The organism is Agromyces flavus, assembly GCF_900104685.1.
GTDB classification, from domain to species: Bacteria; Actinomycetota; Actinomycetes; order Actinomycetales; family Microbacteriaceae; genus Agromyces; species Agromyces flavus.
In genome coordinates this window covers 1,817,746-1,835,003 of sequence record NZ_LT629755.1, presented here as the reverse complement: position 1 = coordinate 1,835,003, position 17,258 = coordinate 1,817,746, and the positions used below count along the sequence as shown (strand labels likewise).

The 17,258-nt window shown below is 72.2% G+C and carries 16 protein-coding genes; 10 read left to right on the top strand and 6 right to left on the bottom strand.

Annotation, left to right across the window (positions count from 1 at the left end):
- Positions 1–5 precede the first annotated feature (5 nt).
- The 5 genes from mtrB (at position 6) to secA (ending at position 8,004) form a co-directional block, all read left to right on the top strand.
- A complete protein-coding gene (mtrB, locus tag BLT99_RS08670) occupies positions 6–1,673 on the top strand; it encodes an MtrAB system histidine kinase MtrB (RefSeq protein ID WP_092671070.1) in 1,668 nt (555 codons plus the stop codon).
- On the top strand, positions 1,666–3,375 hold the full coding sequence (locus BLT99_RS08665; RefSeq protein ID WP_092671067.1) for an LpqB family beta-propeller domain-containing protein: 1,710 nt from the start codon (positions 1,666–1,668) through the stop codon (positions 3,373–3,375). The genes mtrB and BLT99_RS08665 overlap by 8 nt, the downstream gene beginning before the upstream one ends.
- A 102-nt stretch (positions 3,376–3,477) precedes the next feature.
- On the top strand, positions 3,478–4,182 hold the full coding sequence (locus BLT99_RS08660; RefSeq protein WP_229724750.1) for a ComF family protein: 705 nt from the start codon (positions 3,478–3,480) through the stop codon (positions 4,180–4,182).
- Between the two features lie 105 nt (positions 4,183–4,287).
- Entirely contained in the window at positions 4,288–4,998 is a 711-nt protein-coding gene (gene hpf, locus BLT99_RS08655) for a ribosome hibernation-promoting factor, HPF/YfiA family (RefSeq protein ID WP_092675924.1), read from the top strand.
- Positions 4,999–5,187: 189 nt separating this feature from the next.
- On the top strand, positions 5,188–8,004 hold the full coding sequence (secA, locus tag BLT99_RS08650) for a preprotein translocase subunit SecA (protein WP_092671061.1): 2,817 nt from the start codon (positions 5,188–5,190) through the stop codon (positions 8,002–8,004).
- Between the two features lie 55 nt (positions 8,005–8,059).
- Here secA and BLT99_RS08645 read toward each other — a convergent pair whose 3' ends face one another.
- Positions 8,060–8,509, bottom strand: a complete 450-nt coding sequence (locus tag BLT99_RS08645) for an Rv3235 family protein (protein ID WP_229724751.1) — start codon at positions 8,507–8,509, stop codon at positions 8,060–8,062.
- Positions 8,510–8,682: 173 nt separating this feature from the next.
- On the opposite strand from BLT99_RS08645, the gene BLT99_RS08640 reads away from it, so the two are divergent.
- Positions 8,683–9,321 (top strand): hypothetical protein, encoded by a 639-nt coding sequence (locus tag BLT99_RS08640; RefSeq protein WP_092671058.1) that lies wholly within the window; start codon positions 8,683–8,685, stop codon positions 9,319–9,321.
- Between the two features lie 7 nt (positions 9,322–9,328).
- Here BLT99_RS08640 and BLT99_RS08635 read toward each other — a convergent pair whose 3' ends face one another.
- Entirely contained in the window at positions 9,329–9,622 is a 294-nt protein-coding gene (locus tag BLT99_RS08635) for a helix-turn-helix domain-containing protein (protein WP_092675918.1), read from the bottom strand.
- 114 nt (positions 9,623–9,736) lie between these two features.
- Between BLT99_RS08635 and BLT99_RS08630 the strand changes: the two genes are divergently transcribed.
- The 3 genes from BLT99_RS08630 to BLT99_RS08620 all read left to right on the top strand — a co-directional run bounded on the left by BLT99_RS08630 (position 9,737) and on the right by BLT99_RS08620 (position 13,185).
- A complete protein-coding gene (locus BLT99_RS08630) occupies positions 9,737–10,369 on the top strand; it encodes an SAF domain-containing protein (protein ID WP_092671055.1) in 633 nt (210 codons plus the stop codon).
- Positions 10,369–11,622, top strand: coding sequence for an AAA family ATPase (locus BLT99_RS08625; protein ID WP_092671052.1), 1,254 nt, complete (start codon positions 10,369–10,371; stop codon positions 11,620–11,622). The genes BLT99_RS08630 and BLT99_RS08625 overlap by 1 nt, the downstream gene beginning before the upstream one ends.
- A gap of 69 nt (positions 11,623–11,691) precedes the next feature.
- Positions 11,692–13,185 (top strand): sensor histidine kinase, encoded by a 1,494-nt coding sequence (locus BLT99_RS08620; protein WP_092671049.1) that lies wholly within the window; start codon positions 11,692–11,694, stop codon positions 13,183–13,185.
- Between the two features lie 174 nt (positions 13,186–13,359).
- Here the strand turns inward: BLT99_RS08620 and BLT99_RS08615 are convergent, their stop codons facing one another.
- Positions 13,360–13,608 (bottom strand): WhiB family transcriptional regulator, encoded by a 249-nt coding sequence (locus BLT99_RS08615; RefSeq protein WP_092671046.1) that lies wholly within the window; start codon positions 13,606–13,608, stop codon positions 13,360–13,362.
- 202 nt (positions 13,609–13,810) lie between these two features.
- Here BLT99_RS08615 and BLT99_RS08610 point away from each other — a divergent pair, with 202 nt between their 5' ends.
- On the top strand, positions 13,811–14,272 hold the full coding sequence (locus tag BLT99_RS08610; RefSeq protein ID WP_229724752.1) for a hypothetical protein: 462 nt from the start codon (positions 13,811–13,813) through the stop codon (positions 14,270–14,272).
- Between the two features lie 3 nt (positions 14,273–14,275).
- On the opposite strand, the gene bcp is transcribed toward BLT99_RS08610, so the two are convergent.
- The 3 genes from bcp to aroA all read right to left on the bottom strand — a co-directional run bounded on the left by bcp (position 14,276) and on the right by aroA (position 17,228).
- Positions 14,276–14,752 (bottom strand): thioredoxin-dependent thiol peroxidase, encoded by a 477-nt coding sequence (gene bcp / locus BLT99_RS08605; RefSeq protein ID WP_092671043.1) that lies wholly within the window; start codon positions 14,750–14,752, stop codon positions 14,276–14,278.
- Between the two features lie 71 nt (positions 14,753–14,823).
- Entirely contained in the window at positions 14,824–15,861 is a 1,038-nt protein-coding gene (gene rsgA / locus BLT99_RS08600) for a ribosome small subunit-dependent GTPase A (protein WP_092671040.1), read from the bottom strand.
- Positions 15,858–17,228 carry a 3-phosphoshikimate 1-carboxyvinyltransferase gene (gene aroA, locus BLT99_RS08595; RefSeq protein WP_092671036.1) on the bottom strand — a complete coding sequence of 457 codons (1,371 nt, stop codon included), beginning with the start codon at positions 17,226–17,228 and terminating at the stop codon, positions 15,858–15,860. Before aroA ends, rsgA begins: the two co-directional genes overlap by 4 nt.
- Between the last annotated feature and the right edge of the window lie 30 nt (positions 17,229–17,258).

Sequence of the window (17,258 nt, the reverse complement as noted above, 5' to 3'; positions counted from 1 at the left end):
GAGGGATGTCGGCGGCGGCGAACCCGGCGGCGGCGGTCGCGCAGTGGGTGCGCGATCGCGCGCGCCGATTCGGAACCGCGTGGCGTCGCTCGCTGCAGCTGCGCACCGTCCTCATCACGCTCGGGCTCTCGACCCTCGCGATCCTCGTCATCGGCTTCACGATCTCGTTCACCGTCGCATCCAACCTGTTCCAGGCACAGGTCCAACGAGCGCTCGCCTCGTCGGCGACGGCCGACGCGGCGGCACAGGCCGCCATCTTCGCGTCGGATGCCGCGGACCGCGCCTCGGTGCAGGCCGTCACCAACTCGGCGATCCGCACGATCATCGGCGTGTCGGGAAGTGCGGACATCGCGGTGTTCCGGGTGCCCGGGACGGCGCCGTCGAGCATCGCGCCCCCCGACTTCCTGAGCCCCGACCTGAGCGGCAAGATCTCGCCCGAGCTGCGCGAGCGCGTGCAGGAGAATCCCGGTGACCAGTTCTGGCAGTCGGTCGAGCTCGACGACGACGGCGTCCCCGTCCCCGGCATCGTGGTGGGCAGCGACCTCGAGATCCCGGGCGCGGGCCGGTACGAGGTGTACATCGGCTACGACCTCGCCGAAGCCGACCGGACGCTGTCGTTCATGCAGCTCACCGGCGTGATCGGCGCGGTGGCGCTCATCGCCATGCTGAGCGCCATCACGCTCATCGTGGTCCGCTGGGTGATCGAGCCGATCCAGGCGGTCGCGGCGACGAGCCGGCGGCTCGCTGCCGGCGACCTGGGGGTGCGCCTCCCGGTCCGCGGCGAGGACGAGCTCGCCGCACTCGCGGAGTCGTTCAATGGCATGGCCGACACCCTGCAGGCCCGCATCGGCGAGCTGGCCGAGCTCTCGGTCATGCAGCAGCGGTTCGTCTCCGACGTCTCGCACGAGCTCCGCACGCCGCTCACGACCATCCGGCTGGCCGGTGACGTCCTGTACGGGCAGCGCGACGATTTCGCACCCGCGACCTCGCGGACGGTCGAGCTGCTGCGCACGCAGACCGAGCGGTTCGAGAACCTCCTGGCCGACCTGCTCGAGATCAGCCGCTACGACGCCGGCTCGGTCGAGCTCGAGACCGAGCCCACCAACCTCGTGCACCTCGCCGGTGAGACGGTCGAATCCATGCACGCGCTCGCGCTCGAACGCGGCAGCGAGCTGCGCCTCGACGCCCCGGGCGGGCATCTCGACGCCGACGTCGACCCGCGCCGCATCCGCCGCATCGTGCGCAACCTCGTGGGCAACGCCATCGAGCATGGCGAGGGGCGTCCCGTCGTCGTCTCGGTCGACAGCAACGCCACCGCGGTGGCGCTCTCGGTGCGCGACTACGGGCTCGGCATGACGGAGGACGAGGCGGAGCGCGTGTTCGACCGGTTCTGGCGCGCCGATCCGAGCCGTCGCCGCAGCATCGGCGGCACCGGACTCGGGCTCGCCATCTCGCTCGAGGACACCGTCGCCCACGGCGGCACGCTCGACGTGTGGTCCGAACGCGGACACGGCACGGTGTTCCGGCTCACGCTGCCCCGGCAACGCGGCGCCGATCCCGCCGCGATCGTGTCGCCGCTCGCGCTCGAGCCCGACGACCCCGAGGCGACGGGTCCGGCGACCCGGTCGGTCCCGACCGATACATCCGTCATCGAGGAGGTGCGCGATGCGTGATCGAGTACGGCACCCTCGCACCCTCCGAGCGGCGCTCGCGGCCGTCGTGATCGCCCTGCTCGCGGTCACGACGGGCTGCGTGTCGATCCCCACGAGCGGATCCGTCAACCCCGGTCTGGCCGAGGCACCCGACCAGCCGGTGGACCTCGACGTCTTCGCGCGCGGGCCGCAGCCGGGTGCCACGCAGCAGCAGATCCTCGACGGGTTCATCGACGCGGCCGCGAGTCCGAGCGGGAACTACGAGATCGCCCGGCAGTTCCTCACCGACGGGTTCGCCGACGTGTGGGAGGCCGACACGGGCGTGACCATCGACGTCCTCGCGGACCGGTCCTTCACGCCCGTGTCGGCCGACGTCATCCGTGCGCAGGCGGTGCCGGCGGCGAGCCTCGCGCCGAACGGGCAGTACCTCGAGACGCTCGCCGGCGTGCCGCTGCAGCTCGAGTACCGCTTCGAGCAGGTCGACGAGGAGTGGCGCATCTCGAGCGCCCCCAGTGGCGTGCTCATGGACGAGACGAACTTCCAGCTCGTCTACCGGGACTACACGCTCGCCTTCTTCGACCCGCAGTTCCGGTTCGTCGTGCCCGACGTCCGGTGGTTCGCCGGACGCGACTCCGCCCAGACGAGCATCGTGCGCGCGCTGCTCGCCGGGCCGGCCGAATGGCTCGCGCCAGGCGTCGTGTCCGCGTTCCCCGAGGACCTCACGCTCGACCCCGGCACCGTCCCGGTGAGCAACGGCGTCGCCGAGGTCTCGCTCGCGGGCGCCGCGTTCGACAACCTCCGCACGATCCAGCTCATGCAGTACCAGCTGGAGCAGAGCCTGCAATCCGTGCGCAACGTCGACGACGTGCAGCTCTCGCTGAACGGCGTCGTCCAGGACTCCCCGGAGCTCACGGACCGGCCGGAGCGCTCGCCGCGCGTGGATCCGCGCCCCGCGGTGTACGACGGACAGGCGTTCGGCCACCTCTCGGCGACGGGAGATGAGGTCTCGCCGATCGGCGGCATCTCCGACCAGGTCGTCGCGCTCGCCCCCACGGGCGCGGCGCTCGGGCCCGATGGGACGGCCGCGGCCGTCCGCTCGGCCGATGGCGTGTGGCTCGTGCGCGAGGACGCGGAGCGGGAATTGCTCGATCCTCGCGCCGGGCTCATCGTGCCGGCGCTCGACGTCGACGGCATCGTCTGGTCGGTTCCGGCCGACGCACCCGACGAGCTCGCATGGTTCGCATCCGACGGCGGCGACGGGAACCAGATCGGCGTCCCGTGGACGGCCTCGAGCATCCTCACGCTCCAGGTGTCGCGGGACGGCACCCGGCTGGTGGCCCTGCTCGCCGAGGGGTCGCGCACGCGGGTCGTCGCGGCCTCGATCCAGCGCGACGAGGCGGGGCTGCCGATCGCGCTCGGGCCGGTGGCACTCGAGCTCGCCGGGAGCGGCGGCGCGCCGATCGACGTCGCCTGGCTCGACCCCGGGACGGTCGGTACGCTCACGCAGTCCGCGACCGGTGAGCCGCGCCTCGCGCTGCAGGAGCTCGGCGCGCCGTCGGACCCGGGGGAGGGGCCGGCGAACGCCATCCAGGTCGACGGCGCGAACAGCATTCGCGATCTCCGGGTGCTCACCTCCGACGGCGACATCGCGACGCGCGCGGGGGTGGGCTGGCAGGTGCAGTCGCGGGACATCGTGTTCCTCGCGACCCAGCAGACCGGCTGACGGGATCGGCACTCCTCCTCCACGGGCAGGCGCCGCCCGGCGGACCCGACGGATCGATCGGAGCGCTCCACGATCGACGTGCGGCAGTGCAGGGTGGGGCTCGTGCCGATCGACCAGCGCCCCGGTCCGCGGACGAGCGCGCGCGCAGTCCGGGTCGTCCGCGAGGCGCTGAGCGACGCGCTCGGGTTGCTGGTCCCCGTCTCGTGCGGGGGATGCGGCGCGCCCGACCGCGCCGTCTGCGGCGCCTGCCGGGCGGCCCTCGCGCCGGTGCCCGCCCGCGCGCCGCGGCCCGAGATCGAGGCGTGGGCGGGCCTCGCGTACGCCGGCGTCGCGGCACGCACCATCCGCTCGTTCAAGGACGAGGGGCGCACGGATGCCGCTCCGGCCCTCGCACCTGCGCTCCGAGCCGCGCTGGCGGCCGCGTGCGCCTCGGCGCCCCGCGCCACGGGTCTCGAGCTCGCGGCGGTGCCATCCACCGCGGCGGCCCGCCGCGAGCGCGGATACGAGCCGCTGGCGCTGCTCGTGCGGCACGCGGGCTTCCGGTCGGTGCGGGTGCTGCGCGCGCGCGAGCGTGCCGACCAGGCCGGGCTCGGCCGGTCGGCGCGACGGGCGAACGCCGACGGGGCGTTCGCGCCCGTCCGACGCCTCGACGGGCGCCGCTTCGTCCTCGTCGACGACGTCGTCACGACAGGTTCCACGCTGGCCGCGGCGGCACGCGCCATCCGCTCGGCCGGGGGCTCGGTCGGGGCCGTGGCCGTCCTCGCGCACACCCCGCTGCGCATTCCCGTGCATCACCTGAACGACTGACGAACGGCCCGTGACATCCGACACCACGGGGGCTACGGTGTCAGGACAGGCGTGGTCGAACCACCCTTCCGATCCGGGTGACACGCCGGTTGGATGGAGGTCCTCATGGAACTGAACATCGTCGGACGCAACCTGGAAGTGACCGATCGATTCCGCGCCTACGCGGCCGAGAAAGCCGAGAAGGTCTCCAACCTGTCCGACCGTGCCATCTCGCTCGATGTGAAGGTCAGCCGCCACAACGAGAAGAACGGCAACTCCGGGCTCGACCGGGTCGAGCTCACCCTTGTCGGCAAGGGCCCGGTGGTCCGCGCCGAGGCCGACGGGGCCGACAAGTACGCGGCGTTCGACGTCGCGCTCGGACGACTCGTCGAGCGCATCCGCCGCGCGAAGGATCGCCGCAAGATGCATCGCGGCGGCAGCCGGCGCCCCACCTCGCTCCGCGAGGCGACCGAAGCCGGATTCAGCGACGTGGGCGTGCAGGCGGCCGACGTCGAGATCCTCGAGAAGGTCCGCACGGGCAACATCCCGATCGTGACCGAGACGTCGGAGCAGGAGGAGGACGAGGCGTACTCGCCGGTCGTCATCCGCCGCAAGGTCTTCGCCGCGACCCCCATGACCGTCGACGACGCCCTGTACCACATGGAGCTCGTCGGCCACGACTTCTACCTCTTCATCGATGCCGAGACGCACCGGCCGAGCGTGGTGTACCGCCGCAAGGGCTGGGACTACGGCCTGATCGGGCTCGACGAGCACGGCGACGTCGACGCCACGTCCGGAGCCGCGGCGGCCGCCTCGTTGGCCGGCACCGTCTCCTGATCCCGCGACCCGTCGGCCCCGGCCGGGCGTCCTGCCCGCCCGGGGCCGACGCCGTCCCGGTACGGAGCCGACGCCCAGACCGCTGCCCAGTAGCATGGCTATGATGACCGTCTGCAAGGCGGATCCTCCGGCGTGCGCGGGTGCCCCACCCCGACGTCGCACGCCTGAATGACAACGGGAGAGCAGTTCGTGGCTTCGATTCTGGAAAAGGTCCTCCGCGTCGGCGAGGGTCGCACGCTCAAGCGGCTCGAGAACTACGCCGCCGCGATCAACGCCCTCGAAGACGACTTCCGGGCGCTGTCCGACGACGAGCTCAAGCACGAGACCGTCGAGCTGCGCGAGCGCTACGGCAACGGCGAGTCGCTCGACGACCTCCTGCCCGAGGCGTTCGCCGCGGTCCGCGAGGCGAGCCGTCGCACGCTCGGCCTGCGCCACTTCGACGTGCAGCTCATGGGCGGGGCGGCGCTGCACCTCGGCAACATCGCCGAGATGAAGACCGGTGAGGGCAAGACGCTGGTCGCCACGACGGCGGCCTACCTGAACGCGCTGACCAGCCGCGGCGTGCACGTCGTGACCGTCAACGACTTCCTCGCGAGCTACCAGTCCGAGCTCATGGGCCGCGTCTTCCGCGCCCTGGGCATGACCACCGGATGCATCGTGGCCGGCCAGACGCCGGCGGTCCGCCGCGAGCAGTACGCGGCCGACATCACGTACGGCACCAACAACGAGTTCGGCTTCGACTACCTGCGCGACAACATGGCGTGGCAGGCGGCCGACATGGTGCAGCGCGGCCACTACTTCGCGATCGTCGACGAGGTCGACTCGATCCTCATCGACGAGGCGCGCACGCCGCTCATCATCTCCGGTCCGGCCTCGGGCGAGGCGAACCGCTGGTTCACCGAGTTCGCGAGCCTCGCCACCCGGCTCGTGCCCGCTGAGGACTACGAGGTCGACGAGAAGAAGCGCACCGTCGGCGTGCTCGAGCCCGGCATCGAGAAGGTCGAGGACTACCTCGGCATCGACAACCTCTACGAGTCGGCGAACACTCCGCTGATCTCGTTCCTCAACAACTCGATCAAGGCCAAGGCGCTCTTCAAGCGCGACAAGGACTACGTCGTCATGAACGGCGAGGTGCTCATCGTCGACGAGCACACCGGCCGTATCCTCGTGGGCCGCCGCTACAACGAGGGCATCCACCAGGCCATCGAGGCCAAGGAGGGCGTGCAGGTCAAGGCCGAGAACCAGACGCTCGCGACCGTCACGCTGCAGAACTACTTCCGGCTCTACGACAAGCTCTCCGGCATGACCGGCACGGCCGAGACCGAGGCCGCCGAGTTCATGTCCACCTACAAGCTCGGCGTGGTGCCCATCCCGACCAACAAGCCGATGGTGCGCCTCGACCAGCCCGACCTCGTCTACAAGAACGAGGAGGCGAAGTTCGCGCAGGTCGTCGAGGACATCGTCGAGCGCCACAAGAACGGCCAGCCGGTGCTCGTCGGTACCACGAGCGTCGAGAAGAGCGAGTACCTCTCGCGCCTGCTCGCCAAGAAGGGCGTGCGCCACGAGGTGCTCAACGCCAAGAATCACGCTCGCGAGGCCGCGATCGTCGCCCAGGCCGGACGGTTCGGCGCGGTCACCGTCGCGACCAACATGGCCGGCCGCGGCACCGACATCATGCTCGGCGGCAACGCCGAGTTCATCGCCGTGCAGCGCATGCACGAGCGCGGCCTCAGCCCCGTCGACACGCCCGAGGAGTACGAGGCGGCGTGGGACGCCGTCTTCGACCAGACCAAGGCCGAGACGGCGAAGGAGGGCGAGAAGGTCCTCGCCGCCGGCGGCCTCTACGTGCTCGGCACCGAGCGGCACGAGTCGCGTCGCATCGACAACCAGCTGCGCGGTCGCTCCGGTCGTCAGGGCGACCCCGGCGAGAGCCGGTTCTACCTCTCGCTCACCGACGACCTCATGCGGCTCTTCAACGCCGGGGCCGCCGAGAGCCTGATGTCGCGCGGCGTGCCCGACGACGTGGCCATCGAGTCGAAGGTCGTCACGCGCGCCATCCGCTCGGCGCAGTCGCAGGTCGAGGCGCGCAACGCCGAGATCCGCAAGAACGTGCTGAAGTACGACGACGTCCTCAACCGCCAGCGCGAGGCGATCTACTCCGACCGCCGCCACATCCTCGAGGGCGACGACCTGCACGACCGCGTGCAGCAGTTCCTCGAGCAGGTCATCGACGAGGTGCTCGACGAGCACACCGCCGACGGCAACCCCGACGAGTGGGACTTCGACGCCCTGTGGGCCGAGCTGAAGACGCTCTACCCGATCGGCATCACGATCGACGAGGTGGTCGCCGAGGCCGGCGAGAAGGGCCGCATCAACCGCGACTTCGTGCGTCGCGAGATCCTCTCCGATGCGAAGCTCGCCTACCAGCGGCGCGAGGAGCAGCTCGGCAGCCCGGCCATGCGCGAGCTCGAGCGTCGCGTCGTGCTGTCGGTGATCGACCGGCGTTGGCGCGACCACCTCTATGAGATGGACTACCTCAAGGACGGCATCGGCCTCCGAGCCATGGCGCAGCGCGACCCGCTGGTCGAGTACCAGCGCGAGGGCTACGGGATGTTCCAGCAGATGATGGGCTCCATCCGCGAGGAGACCATCGGGTTCCTCTTCAACCTCGAGGTCGAGGTCGCGGCGCAGCCCGGCGTCGGCGGACCGCGCATCGAGGCGAAGGGACTCCAGCGTCCCGCCGCTCCGGCCGAGAAGCTCAGCTACACCGCGCCGAGCGATTCGGGCGGCGTCGAGGTGCGCAACCAGCGCGGCCAGCTCCAGCAGGCCGCGACGCAGCGCGCACGCCGCGCGGTCGCCCAGGCCCAGCAGCCGCAGCAGGGCCAGCAGCCCCAGCAGGCGCCGCAGCAGCCGGCCGCCCGTGGAGCGTTCGGCCAGCGGACCGACGGCGGCGCGCCGGCGCCGGGGAACCGCGCCGAGCGCCGGGCGCAGGAGCGCAAGCGCTGAGTCGACGCTGATCGCGACGACGGCCCGGGCGTTGCCCGGGCCGTTCGTCGTCGGCCTACAGCACGCTGATGACGCTGGCCCGCCAGCGCTGGTCGAGGCCCTCGAGCCGGATGGCGACTGCCCGCGAACGTGCGCGCTGGTGCACCATGACGACCGCCTCGACCACGCCGTCGACGGGTTCGCCGATCACGACCCTGCCGACCGAGAACGCCGGCCGCTGCGCGACGAGGCCCTTGACCCGTCGGGCCCGCGCGGCGAGCACCACGCGCTTGCCGAGGTTGCGGTAGACGTCGTCGGTCACCCAGCGCGCGAGCTGCTCGAGATCGCGCGCGCCGGCGAGCACCTCGATGACGCAGTGCGTGAGGTTGCGGAGGACGGGCTCGGGGTCGGGCAGCTCGGCCCGGCCGGAGCGCCGGCGGGCGAACTCGTCGTCGTCGAGGTCGAGGCGTCGTGCGCTCGTCCCGACGATGGCGGTCGGGGGCGCGCCGGCCTGGCGTGCGGTCATGACGGCTCCAGTAGGGTGGGGCGGTCGCCGGCGCGCCGACGACGTTGTACCCCCTGTTCGGGGGTGTGCGGGGTCCTGACTGAACCGTACGGGCGCGGGCGACGAGGTGTCAAGGAATTCGCGCGCCTGTGGAGAACGTCGGCCGTGCACGACCGCACCGGTAGCGTCGGCGCATGCGCTGGGACCGGCTCTTCGACGACCTCGAGTCGCAGCTCGACCACGAGCAGCGGGCCGAGGAACGCGCCATCGAGCTCGACGGGGAACGCCTCCGCATCGGCCGGCTCGGGCTGCGCGACCGGCTCGCCGCGATGTCCGCCGAGGGCGGCCCCCGTGCCGCCGTGCGGCTCGAGCTCGTGGGTGGGCGGGTGGTGCAGGTGCGCCCGGCCGCATTCGGTCGGGACTGGCTGAGCGGCCACCTCGGCGCACCCGGTGCTCCCGACGAGACCGGCCTCGAGCCAGGCACGCACGCATCGACCTCGGCGCCGCCGCAGTGCGTCATCCCGCTCTCCGCGATCGCCGCGGTGCTCCCGGGCCGCCGTCAGCTCGAGGCGAGCCTCGCACCGCAGCCCGAGTCCGCCGCTCGTCTCGCCGAGCGCATCGGCTTGGCGTTCGTGCTGCGCGACCTCGCCCGCCGACGCCTCGGGGTCGAGGTCACGACGACCGACGGCCGTCACCACGGCACGATCGATCGCGTGGCGCGCGACCATCTCGACCTGGCCGTGCACGAGACCGGCGTCCCGCGACGAGAGCGCGACGTGCACGGCTATCGCATGGTGCCGTTCGAGCGGGTGCTGCTCGTGACGTTCCGCTGAGGCGTCGTCAGTCGACGGGCCGGATGCCGCGGCTCCGCGCGCCGGAGAGCTCGACGACGTTCGCGAACTCGCCCTGGTGCCACACCGAGTGGCGACGCGTCGCCTCGTACTGGTCGTCGATCCAGACCTCGAGCTGGGTGCGCTCGATGCGCCACGGGCCGCGCTCGCCGACGCGGATGGCCGGCAGCTCACCCGACCGGATCAGGTCGTGCACGGTCTCGACGTCGACGGCGAGCACCTCTGCTGCGTCGGCGACGCTCAGGAAGCGGCCGATCGCATCGCCCGGGCCGTGTTGGATCATCACTCGATTATCGGCCTGGCCGCCGCGCGGAGGACGCGGTGTGGATAACTTCACGGCGTCCTCTCGGAGTCGCGCCACGATGGTCGCGGCGATGGCCACGAGAGGAGACGAGCAATGGCGGTTCGGAGCACGCGGCGTGAGCGCGGGGGAGCGAGGATCGATCCGCGACTCGTCATCGGGGTCGCCCTGGTCGCCGGATCCGCGCTCGGCGTCTGGGCGCTGATCGAGGCGCTCGACGACACGACCGACGTCGTCGTCGCGTCCGAGACCCTGACCCCCGGGTCCCGCATCGGCGCCGACGACCTGCGGGTCGAGTCCGTGCGGCTGGGCGCGGTGGCGGCCGGATACATGCGGCCCGCCGACGTGCCCGACGGCGGTCTGGTCGTCGTGCGCACCGTCCGCGCCGGCGAGCTCGTGCCTTCAGCATCCGTGGCCGAACACGATACGGCCGGCCTGGCGACCGTGGTGATCCCCGGCCGCGGGGCGCTCGCCGGCGAGGTCGCACCCGGCGCGCTCGTCGACGTGTGGGCCGCGGCCGAGCCCGAGCGCGGTGCGATCGAACCCCCCGCGGTCCTGGTCTCGGGTGCCGAGGTGGCGGCCGTGGTCGAGGCCGACGGCATGATGTCCTCGTCGGCCCCGAGCGTCGAGCTGCTCATCCCGCGCGAGAAGACGGCCGCGGTACTCGAGGCGCTGGCCGCCGGCGACGTGATCGACCTCGTTCCCGCCCGGCCGGCGGGCGACGACTGATGGCCCGGCTCGCCTTCGCCCTCGATCCCGCGGTCGAGGACCGCATCCTCGCCGACCTGGTCGAGGCGGGGCACACGATCGTCGCGCGACTGGTCGGTTGGCGCGACGTGCTCGATGGGCTCGACTCGCTCGGTCCCGATGTCGTGATCGTCGGCGCCGGGCCCTCCACCCTGACATCCGAGCTGCTCACCGCCTGCGACCAGCGTGGGATCCGCGTGATCGCGCTGGCCGACTCCGACCGCGACCGCGCCCAGGCCACCGGGCTCGGCCTGCACGAGGTGCTCGATGCCCGCGCCGACGTCCGCGACCTCGAGTCGCTCGTCTCCGGCGGCGTGCCGGTCCCGTCGCGCATCGGCGAGGGTGATGCGGCACGACCGGCCGTCGGCGCCTCCGGTGTGATCGCCGTCTGGGGCCCGGCCGGGGCGCCCGGGCGCACCACGGCGGCCATGAACCTGGCGGCCGAGCTCGCGGCATCCGGCCACTCGGTCGCCCTCGTCGACGCCGACCCGTACGGCGGAGCGATCGCGCCGGCGCTCGGCCTGCTCGACGAAACGCCCGGATTCGCCTCGGCCTGCCGGCTGGCGGGCACCGGCGCGCTCGACCGCGCCGAGCTCGAGCGGATCGCCCAGCGCTACTCGTCGCCGCGCGCCTCGTTCGACGTCTACACCGGGCTGGTGGGACCCAGCCGCTGGCCCGAGCTCACGCACGACCGTGTCGCCGGCGCGTTGCAGGCGATGCGCGTGCGGTTCGAGTACGTGGTGGTCGACGTCGGGTTCAGCCTCGAACGCGACGAGGAGCTCACGAGCGATGCGTTCGCGCCTCGCCGGAACGCCGCCACCTTCGCGGCCCTGGCCGCCGCCGACCGTGTCGTCGCGATCGGGCTCGCCGACCCCGTCGGCCTCGCGCGACTCCTGCGCGGTCACGCCGAGCTGGTCGAGCTGGTCGAACCCGAGCGCGTCGATGTCGTGGTGAACCGGGTCCGGGCCAGTGCCCTCGGCATCGACGCGCACGCGCAGGTCCGCCAGACCCTGCGCCGATTCGCGGGTCTCGCCGACGCGACGCTGCTGCCGCACGACGGCAGGGCCGCTGATGCCGCGATCCTCACCGCGCGCACGCTTCGCGATGCCGCGCCGCGCTCGCCGCTTCGTGCGGCCCTCCGCTCGTACGTCGACGGGCACCTCCTTCCGGCGCCCGAGCCGCGCCGGAGGACTGCAGCGCTCACCGGGTGGCGACGCCGACCCGCGGCCGCCTGAACCGAGGGGCACGCCCCGCGACCTGCGACCGCGCGAGGGGCACCGCCCTCGGGTCGCTACGCTGGACGGGTGTCGACCCTCAGTGACCTCGTCCTCGCCCAGGGGCGCAGCAGCCAGGCCGACGTCGACTGGCTGCACATGCTCGTCGGCGACCTCCAGTTGCTCGCCGACCTGGCGTTCGCCGACATCGTGCTGTGGGTGCCGTCCGGCGACGACGACTTCGTCGCGGTCGCGCACTCGCGGCCGTCGAGCGCCGCCACCCTGTTCTACCGCGACTTCGTCGGGCAGGCCATCCGCTCGGAGTGGAAGGGGCTCGTCGCCCAGGCGGTCTCCACCGGCGACATCGTCGATTCCTCGGCGCCCGACTGGTACGAGGAGATGCCCACGCGCGTGCGCGCCGTGCCGGTCATGCGGCGCCTCTCGGTCACGGGCACCGAGCTCGCGCCCGAGCCCGTCGCGGTCATCACGCGGCACACCAACCTCGGCTCCACGCGAACGCCGAGTCGCCAGGAGCTCACGTTCAACGACTGCGCGGGCGAACTGTTCCAGATGATCGCCTCGGGCGACTTCCCGGATCTCGGCGCGCCGACGGGTCCGCGCCGGGGCGCGCCGCGTGCGTCCGACGGCCTCATCCGCCTCGACGTCGACGGGATCACGACCTTCGCGAGCCCCAACGCACTCTCCGCGTTCAACCGCATGGGCTTCGACGACGAGCTCGAGGGCCAGTCGCTCGCGGATGTCGCGACCCGCCTGCTCTCGGGCAAGCTCGTCGTCGACGAGTCCCTCCCGCTCGTGGTGACCGGTCGCGCACCGTGGCGCACCGACGTCGAGTCGCGCGGGGTGACGGTGACGCTGCGGGCCATCCCGATCCGTCGCCGCGGCGAGCGGATCGGCGCGATCGTGCTCACCCGCGACGTGACCGAGCTCCGCCACCAGGAGCAGGAGCTCATCACGAAGGATGCGACGATCCGGGAGATCCACCATCGGGTCAAGAACAACCTGCAGACGGTCGCCTCGCTGCTGCGCATCCAGGCGCGGCGCACCCACTCCGACGAGGCGCGCGAGGCGTTGACGCAGGCGATGCGGAGGGTCGGCGCGATCGCGGTCGTGCACGACACGCTCTCCGAGGGCCTCAGCCAGAACGTCGACTTCGACCAGGTGTTCGATCGCGCGCTGCTGCTGGTCGCCGAGGTCGCGGCGGCGCACAACACGACCGCGCACCCCAAGAAGTCGGGCATGTTCGGCGTGCTCCCGAGCGAGTACGCCACTCCGCTCGCCCTCGCCCTCACCGAGCTGGTCACGAACGCCGTCGAGCACGGCCTCGCGGGTCAGGAGGGCGATGTCGAGGTGATCGCGGGGCGGACCGACACGATGCTGACCGTCCAGGTGCGCGACACGGGTTCGGGCCTGCCCGAGGGACGCGTCGGAGAAGGACTCGGCACGCAGATCGTGCGCACGCTCATCCAGGGCGAGCTCGGCGGCACCATCGACTGGCACACCGTCATGGGCAGCGGCACCGAGGTCACGATCGAGGTGCCCCTGCGCTGGATCACCGCGGCCTGAATGTCGGCCCGAGCCGGGCGACCGGCTGGGCGCGCCACGGAACGGGGAACGGCACCCGCGCGAGCGCGGGTGCCGTTCCGGTTCGGGTGCTGCGGGGAGTGACGCGCCGTCCGGGATGCCTCCGGGCGGGGCGGCCGATGGCCGCCGGAGTCGCGGCGCGCGGTTCGCGTCGGCTCAGCCGGCGCGACGGGCGCGAGCGGCACGGCGCTTCAGGGCGCGTCGCTCGTCCTCGCTGAGGCCACCCCACACGCCCGAGTCCTGACCGGTCTCGAGGGCGTACTGGAGGCAGAGCTCGGTCACAGTGCATCGGGCGCAGACCGCCTTGGCCTTCTCGATCTGGTCGACGGCCGGACCGGTGTTGCCGACCGGGAAGAACAGTTCGGGGTCGGCGGTGAGGCAGGCGGCTTTGTCGCGCCAATCCATGGAGATGCTCCTTGTGTTGTCGGTTCGCAGCGGACGCACGCGTGCGCCGCCGGGAACCGGCGTGTGCTGCAGGGGGAAAGCCGAATCTCGGGAAGTAGGATCGTGGGAGCGATCGGCTCACGTCCCTGTGAGCATCAATTCGGCCTCGTAAATGGTCGCATAGGCATGGAAGCGAATCAAGAGTGCACTTCGGGAGAACCCTGTGAATCAACGGCCCGGGACGGGTCCCGACGAGGCGGTCGACGGGCCCCGTGACGTGCCCGTGCGCGGCGGAGTGCGGGCGGCCGTCGTCACCGTCACGGCGCTGCTCTTCGCCGAGGCGGGCGCGCTCATCGCGGTCCTCGTCTGGCTCGTGGTCGACCTGCTGGTGCTGCGGCCGTCGTCGTTCGCCATGGCCGTCGCGTTGATCGTCCTGGTCGCGATCGGCGCCGCCTGGGTGAGTGCGATCGCCGTGGCATCCGCTCATCGCGCGCCGTGGTCGCGCGCGGCGGCCATCGTGTGGCAGGTCCTGCAGCTGTCGGTCGCCGTGGGCGCCTTCCAGGGCCTCTTCGCGCGCCCCGATCTCGGGTGGGCGCTGCTCATCCCCGCCGTGACGGTGATCGGCCTGCTGCTGTGGCGGCCGGTCCGCGAGGCGTACTCGCACCCCGAGGACCGGCGGGGCTGAGCCCTACGCCTCCAGGCCGAGCTCCTTGCGGATTCGGGCGACGTGCCCGGTGGCCTTGACGTTGTACATGGGCTGCTCGATCCGGCCGTCCTCGTCGATGACGAACGTCGATCGGATGGACCCGGTGACGGTCTTGCCGTAGAGGCTCTTCTCGCCCCACGCGCCGTAGGCCTGCTGGACCGCGAGGTCGGTGTCGGAGAGCAGCGGGAAGTTCAGGTGGTCGCGCTCGGCGAAGGTCTTGAGCTTGGCCGTGGCGTCCTTGGAGACGCCGACCACGCGCACGCCGGCGGCCGCGAACGAGTTGAGGCTGTCGCGGAAGTCGCAGGCCTCGGTCGTGCATCCGGGCGTCATGGCCTCGGGGTAGAAGTAGAGCACCACCTTCTGCCCGCGCAGCGCCGACAGCGTGACGGGATTGCCGTCCTGGTCGGGAAGGGTGAAGTCGGGGGCGAGGTCGCCGGCGGCGAGTCGAGCGTCGGTCATCCCTCGATCGTAGACGCGCGCGGCGACGTGGACGCCGCGAGACGGACCCCGCGAGGCGACGCCGCGGGCGATCACGCGAAGGTCGCGAGCAACCGCTGCAGCGAGTCGAGCCGCACGCGCCCCGCCTCGCCGAGCTCGCCGGCCTCGACCGCCTCGATGATGGCGCAGTCGGGCGAGTCCGGCAGGTGGGTGCAGCCGCGCGGGCAGTCCTCGGCCACGCGCGCGAGGTCCGCGAACGCGCCGAGGATGTTCGCCGGGTCCACGTGGCCCAGGCCGAACGAGCGCACGCCCGGCGTGTCGATCACCCAGCCCGTGCGATCGCCGTCGTGGAGGCGGAGCGAGACGGTCGACGACGACGTGTGCCGTCCGCGCCCGGTGACCACGTTGACGTGCCCGGTCGCACGGTTGGCATCGGGCACGAGGGCGTTCACGAGCGTGGACTTGCCCACGCCCGAGTGTCCGACGAAGACGGTGCGGTGGCCCACGAGCCGGTCGGTGATCTCGCCGATCGGCATGTCGTCGGCCCGGCTGAGGAACACCGGGAGGTCGAGACCGGCGAAGTTGGCCAGGAACGGCGCGGGGTCGGCGAGGTCGGTCTTCGTGACGCACACGAGCGGCGCGATGCCCGCGTCGTACGCGGCGACGAGATATCGGTCGACGAGCCGCACGCGCGGTTCGGGGTTGGCGGCGGCGATCACGATGAGCATCTGGTCGGCGTTCGCCACGATCACGCGTTCGACGGCGTCGGTGTCATCGGCGCTGCGGCGCAGGAGGGTCGTCCGGTCCTGGATCCGGACGATTCGCGCGAGCGAGCCCTCCTCACCGGAGGTGTCGCCGACGAGGTCGACCCGGTCGCCGGTGACGACCGACTTGCGGCGCAGCTCGCTCGCGCGCGCCGCCGTGATCTCCCGCTCGTCGGGGCCGCCCTCGTCGACGATGACCGTGTAGCGGCCGCGGTCGACGCCGAGCACGACGCCCATGACGGCGTCGGCATGTTCGGGACGCACCTTGGTGCGGGGCCGGCTGCCGCGTCGGTTGGGACGGACGCGGACGTCGGACTCGTCGTATTCGGGCTCGTCCTCGTCGTCGTCCGTCTCCCACCAGCTCATCCGAGCATCTGCTCCCAGAGCGCGGTGAACTGCGGCAGGGTCTTGGAAGTGGATCCGATGTCGTCGACGACGACCCCCTCGACGGCGAGGCCCACGATGGCGCCGGTCGTGGCCATACGGTGATCGGCATACGCCTTCCACTCGCCGCCGTGCAGCGGTGCCGGTTCGATCCGCAGGCCGTCCTCGAGCTCGGTGACGCGACCGCCGAGGCCGTTCAACTCGGCGGCGAGCGCCGCGAGCCGGTCGGTCTCGTGATGGCGGATGTGGCCGATGCCCGTGAACTCGCTCGGCCCGTCGGCGAACGCCGCGAGCGCCACGAGGTTGGGGACCAGCTCGCCGGCCTCGGACAGGTCGAGATCGGCGCCGCGGATGCCGCGTCCGCCGCTCTCGGCGACGGGGGGCGCATGCACCGTGAGCCGGTCGGCGTCGCGATCCACTCGGGCGCCGAAGCGCGTGAGGAGATCGGCCAGCTGTGCGCCCACCTGCGTCGTGTCGGCGGGCCATCCGCTGATCGTGACCGAGCCGCCCGCGACGAGCGCCCCGACGAGGAACGGTGCCGCGTTCGACAGGTCGGGCTCGATATCGACGTCGCGCGCGGCGATCGGGCCCGGGGCGATGCGCCAGCGGCCGACGGCCGGCTGCTCGACCGCGACCCCGCGGCGGGCGAGCGCGTCGATCGTCATCTCGATGTGCGGGAGGCTCGGCAGGCGCTCGCCTGAGTGCGTGAGGTCGAGGCCGCGCTCGAAGCGCGGTGCCGACAGCAGCAGGCCCGAGACGAACTGGCTCGAGGCCGACGCGTCGATCGCCAGTTCGCCGCCCTCGACGCGACCGAACCCGTGCACCGTGAACGGGAGCGTGCCGCGACCGTCGTCGTCGAGGTCGACGCCGACGCCGCGGAGCCCGTCGATGACCCCGCGCATCGGCCGGCGGTACGCCGCCTCGTCGCCGTCGAACGTCGTGGGACCGAGGGCGAGCGCCGCGACCGGCGGGAGGAAGCGCATGACCGTGCCGGCGAGGCCGCAGTCGATCGTGGTCGATCCGAGGAGCTCATCGGCCGGGATCACGCGCAGGTCGTCGCCGAATCCGCCGGTGCCCGGGATCCGCTCGAATCGCGTGCCGAGCTGACGCAGACCCTCGACCATGAGGTCGCTGTCGCGCGACCAGAGCGGCGCGTGCAGCACGGACGGTCCGTCGGCGAGCGCCGCGAGCACGAGCTCGCGGTTCGTCAGCGACTTCGAACCGGGGAGCGAGAGGTGGGCGGAGAGCGGCGCGGAGGCGACGGGCGCGTGCCATCCGCCATCGCCCTCGACGGGGCGCTGGTCGCCGTACGGGTCGAACTCGGGCGCGGAATACCTCGATACCTGCATCGGTTACCAACAGTAGCGTCCGGCGAACGG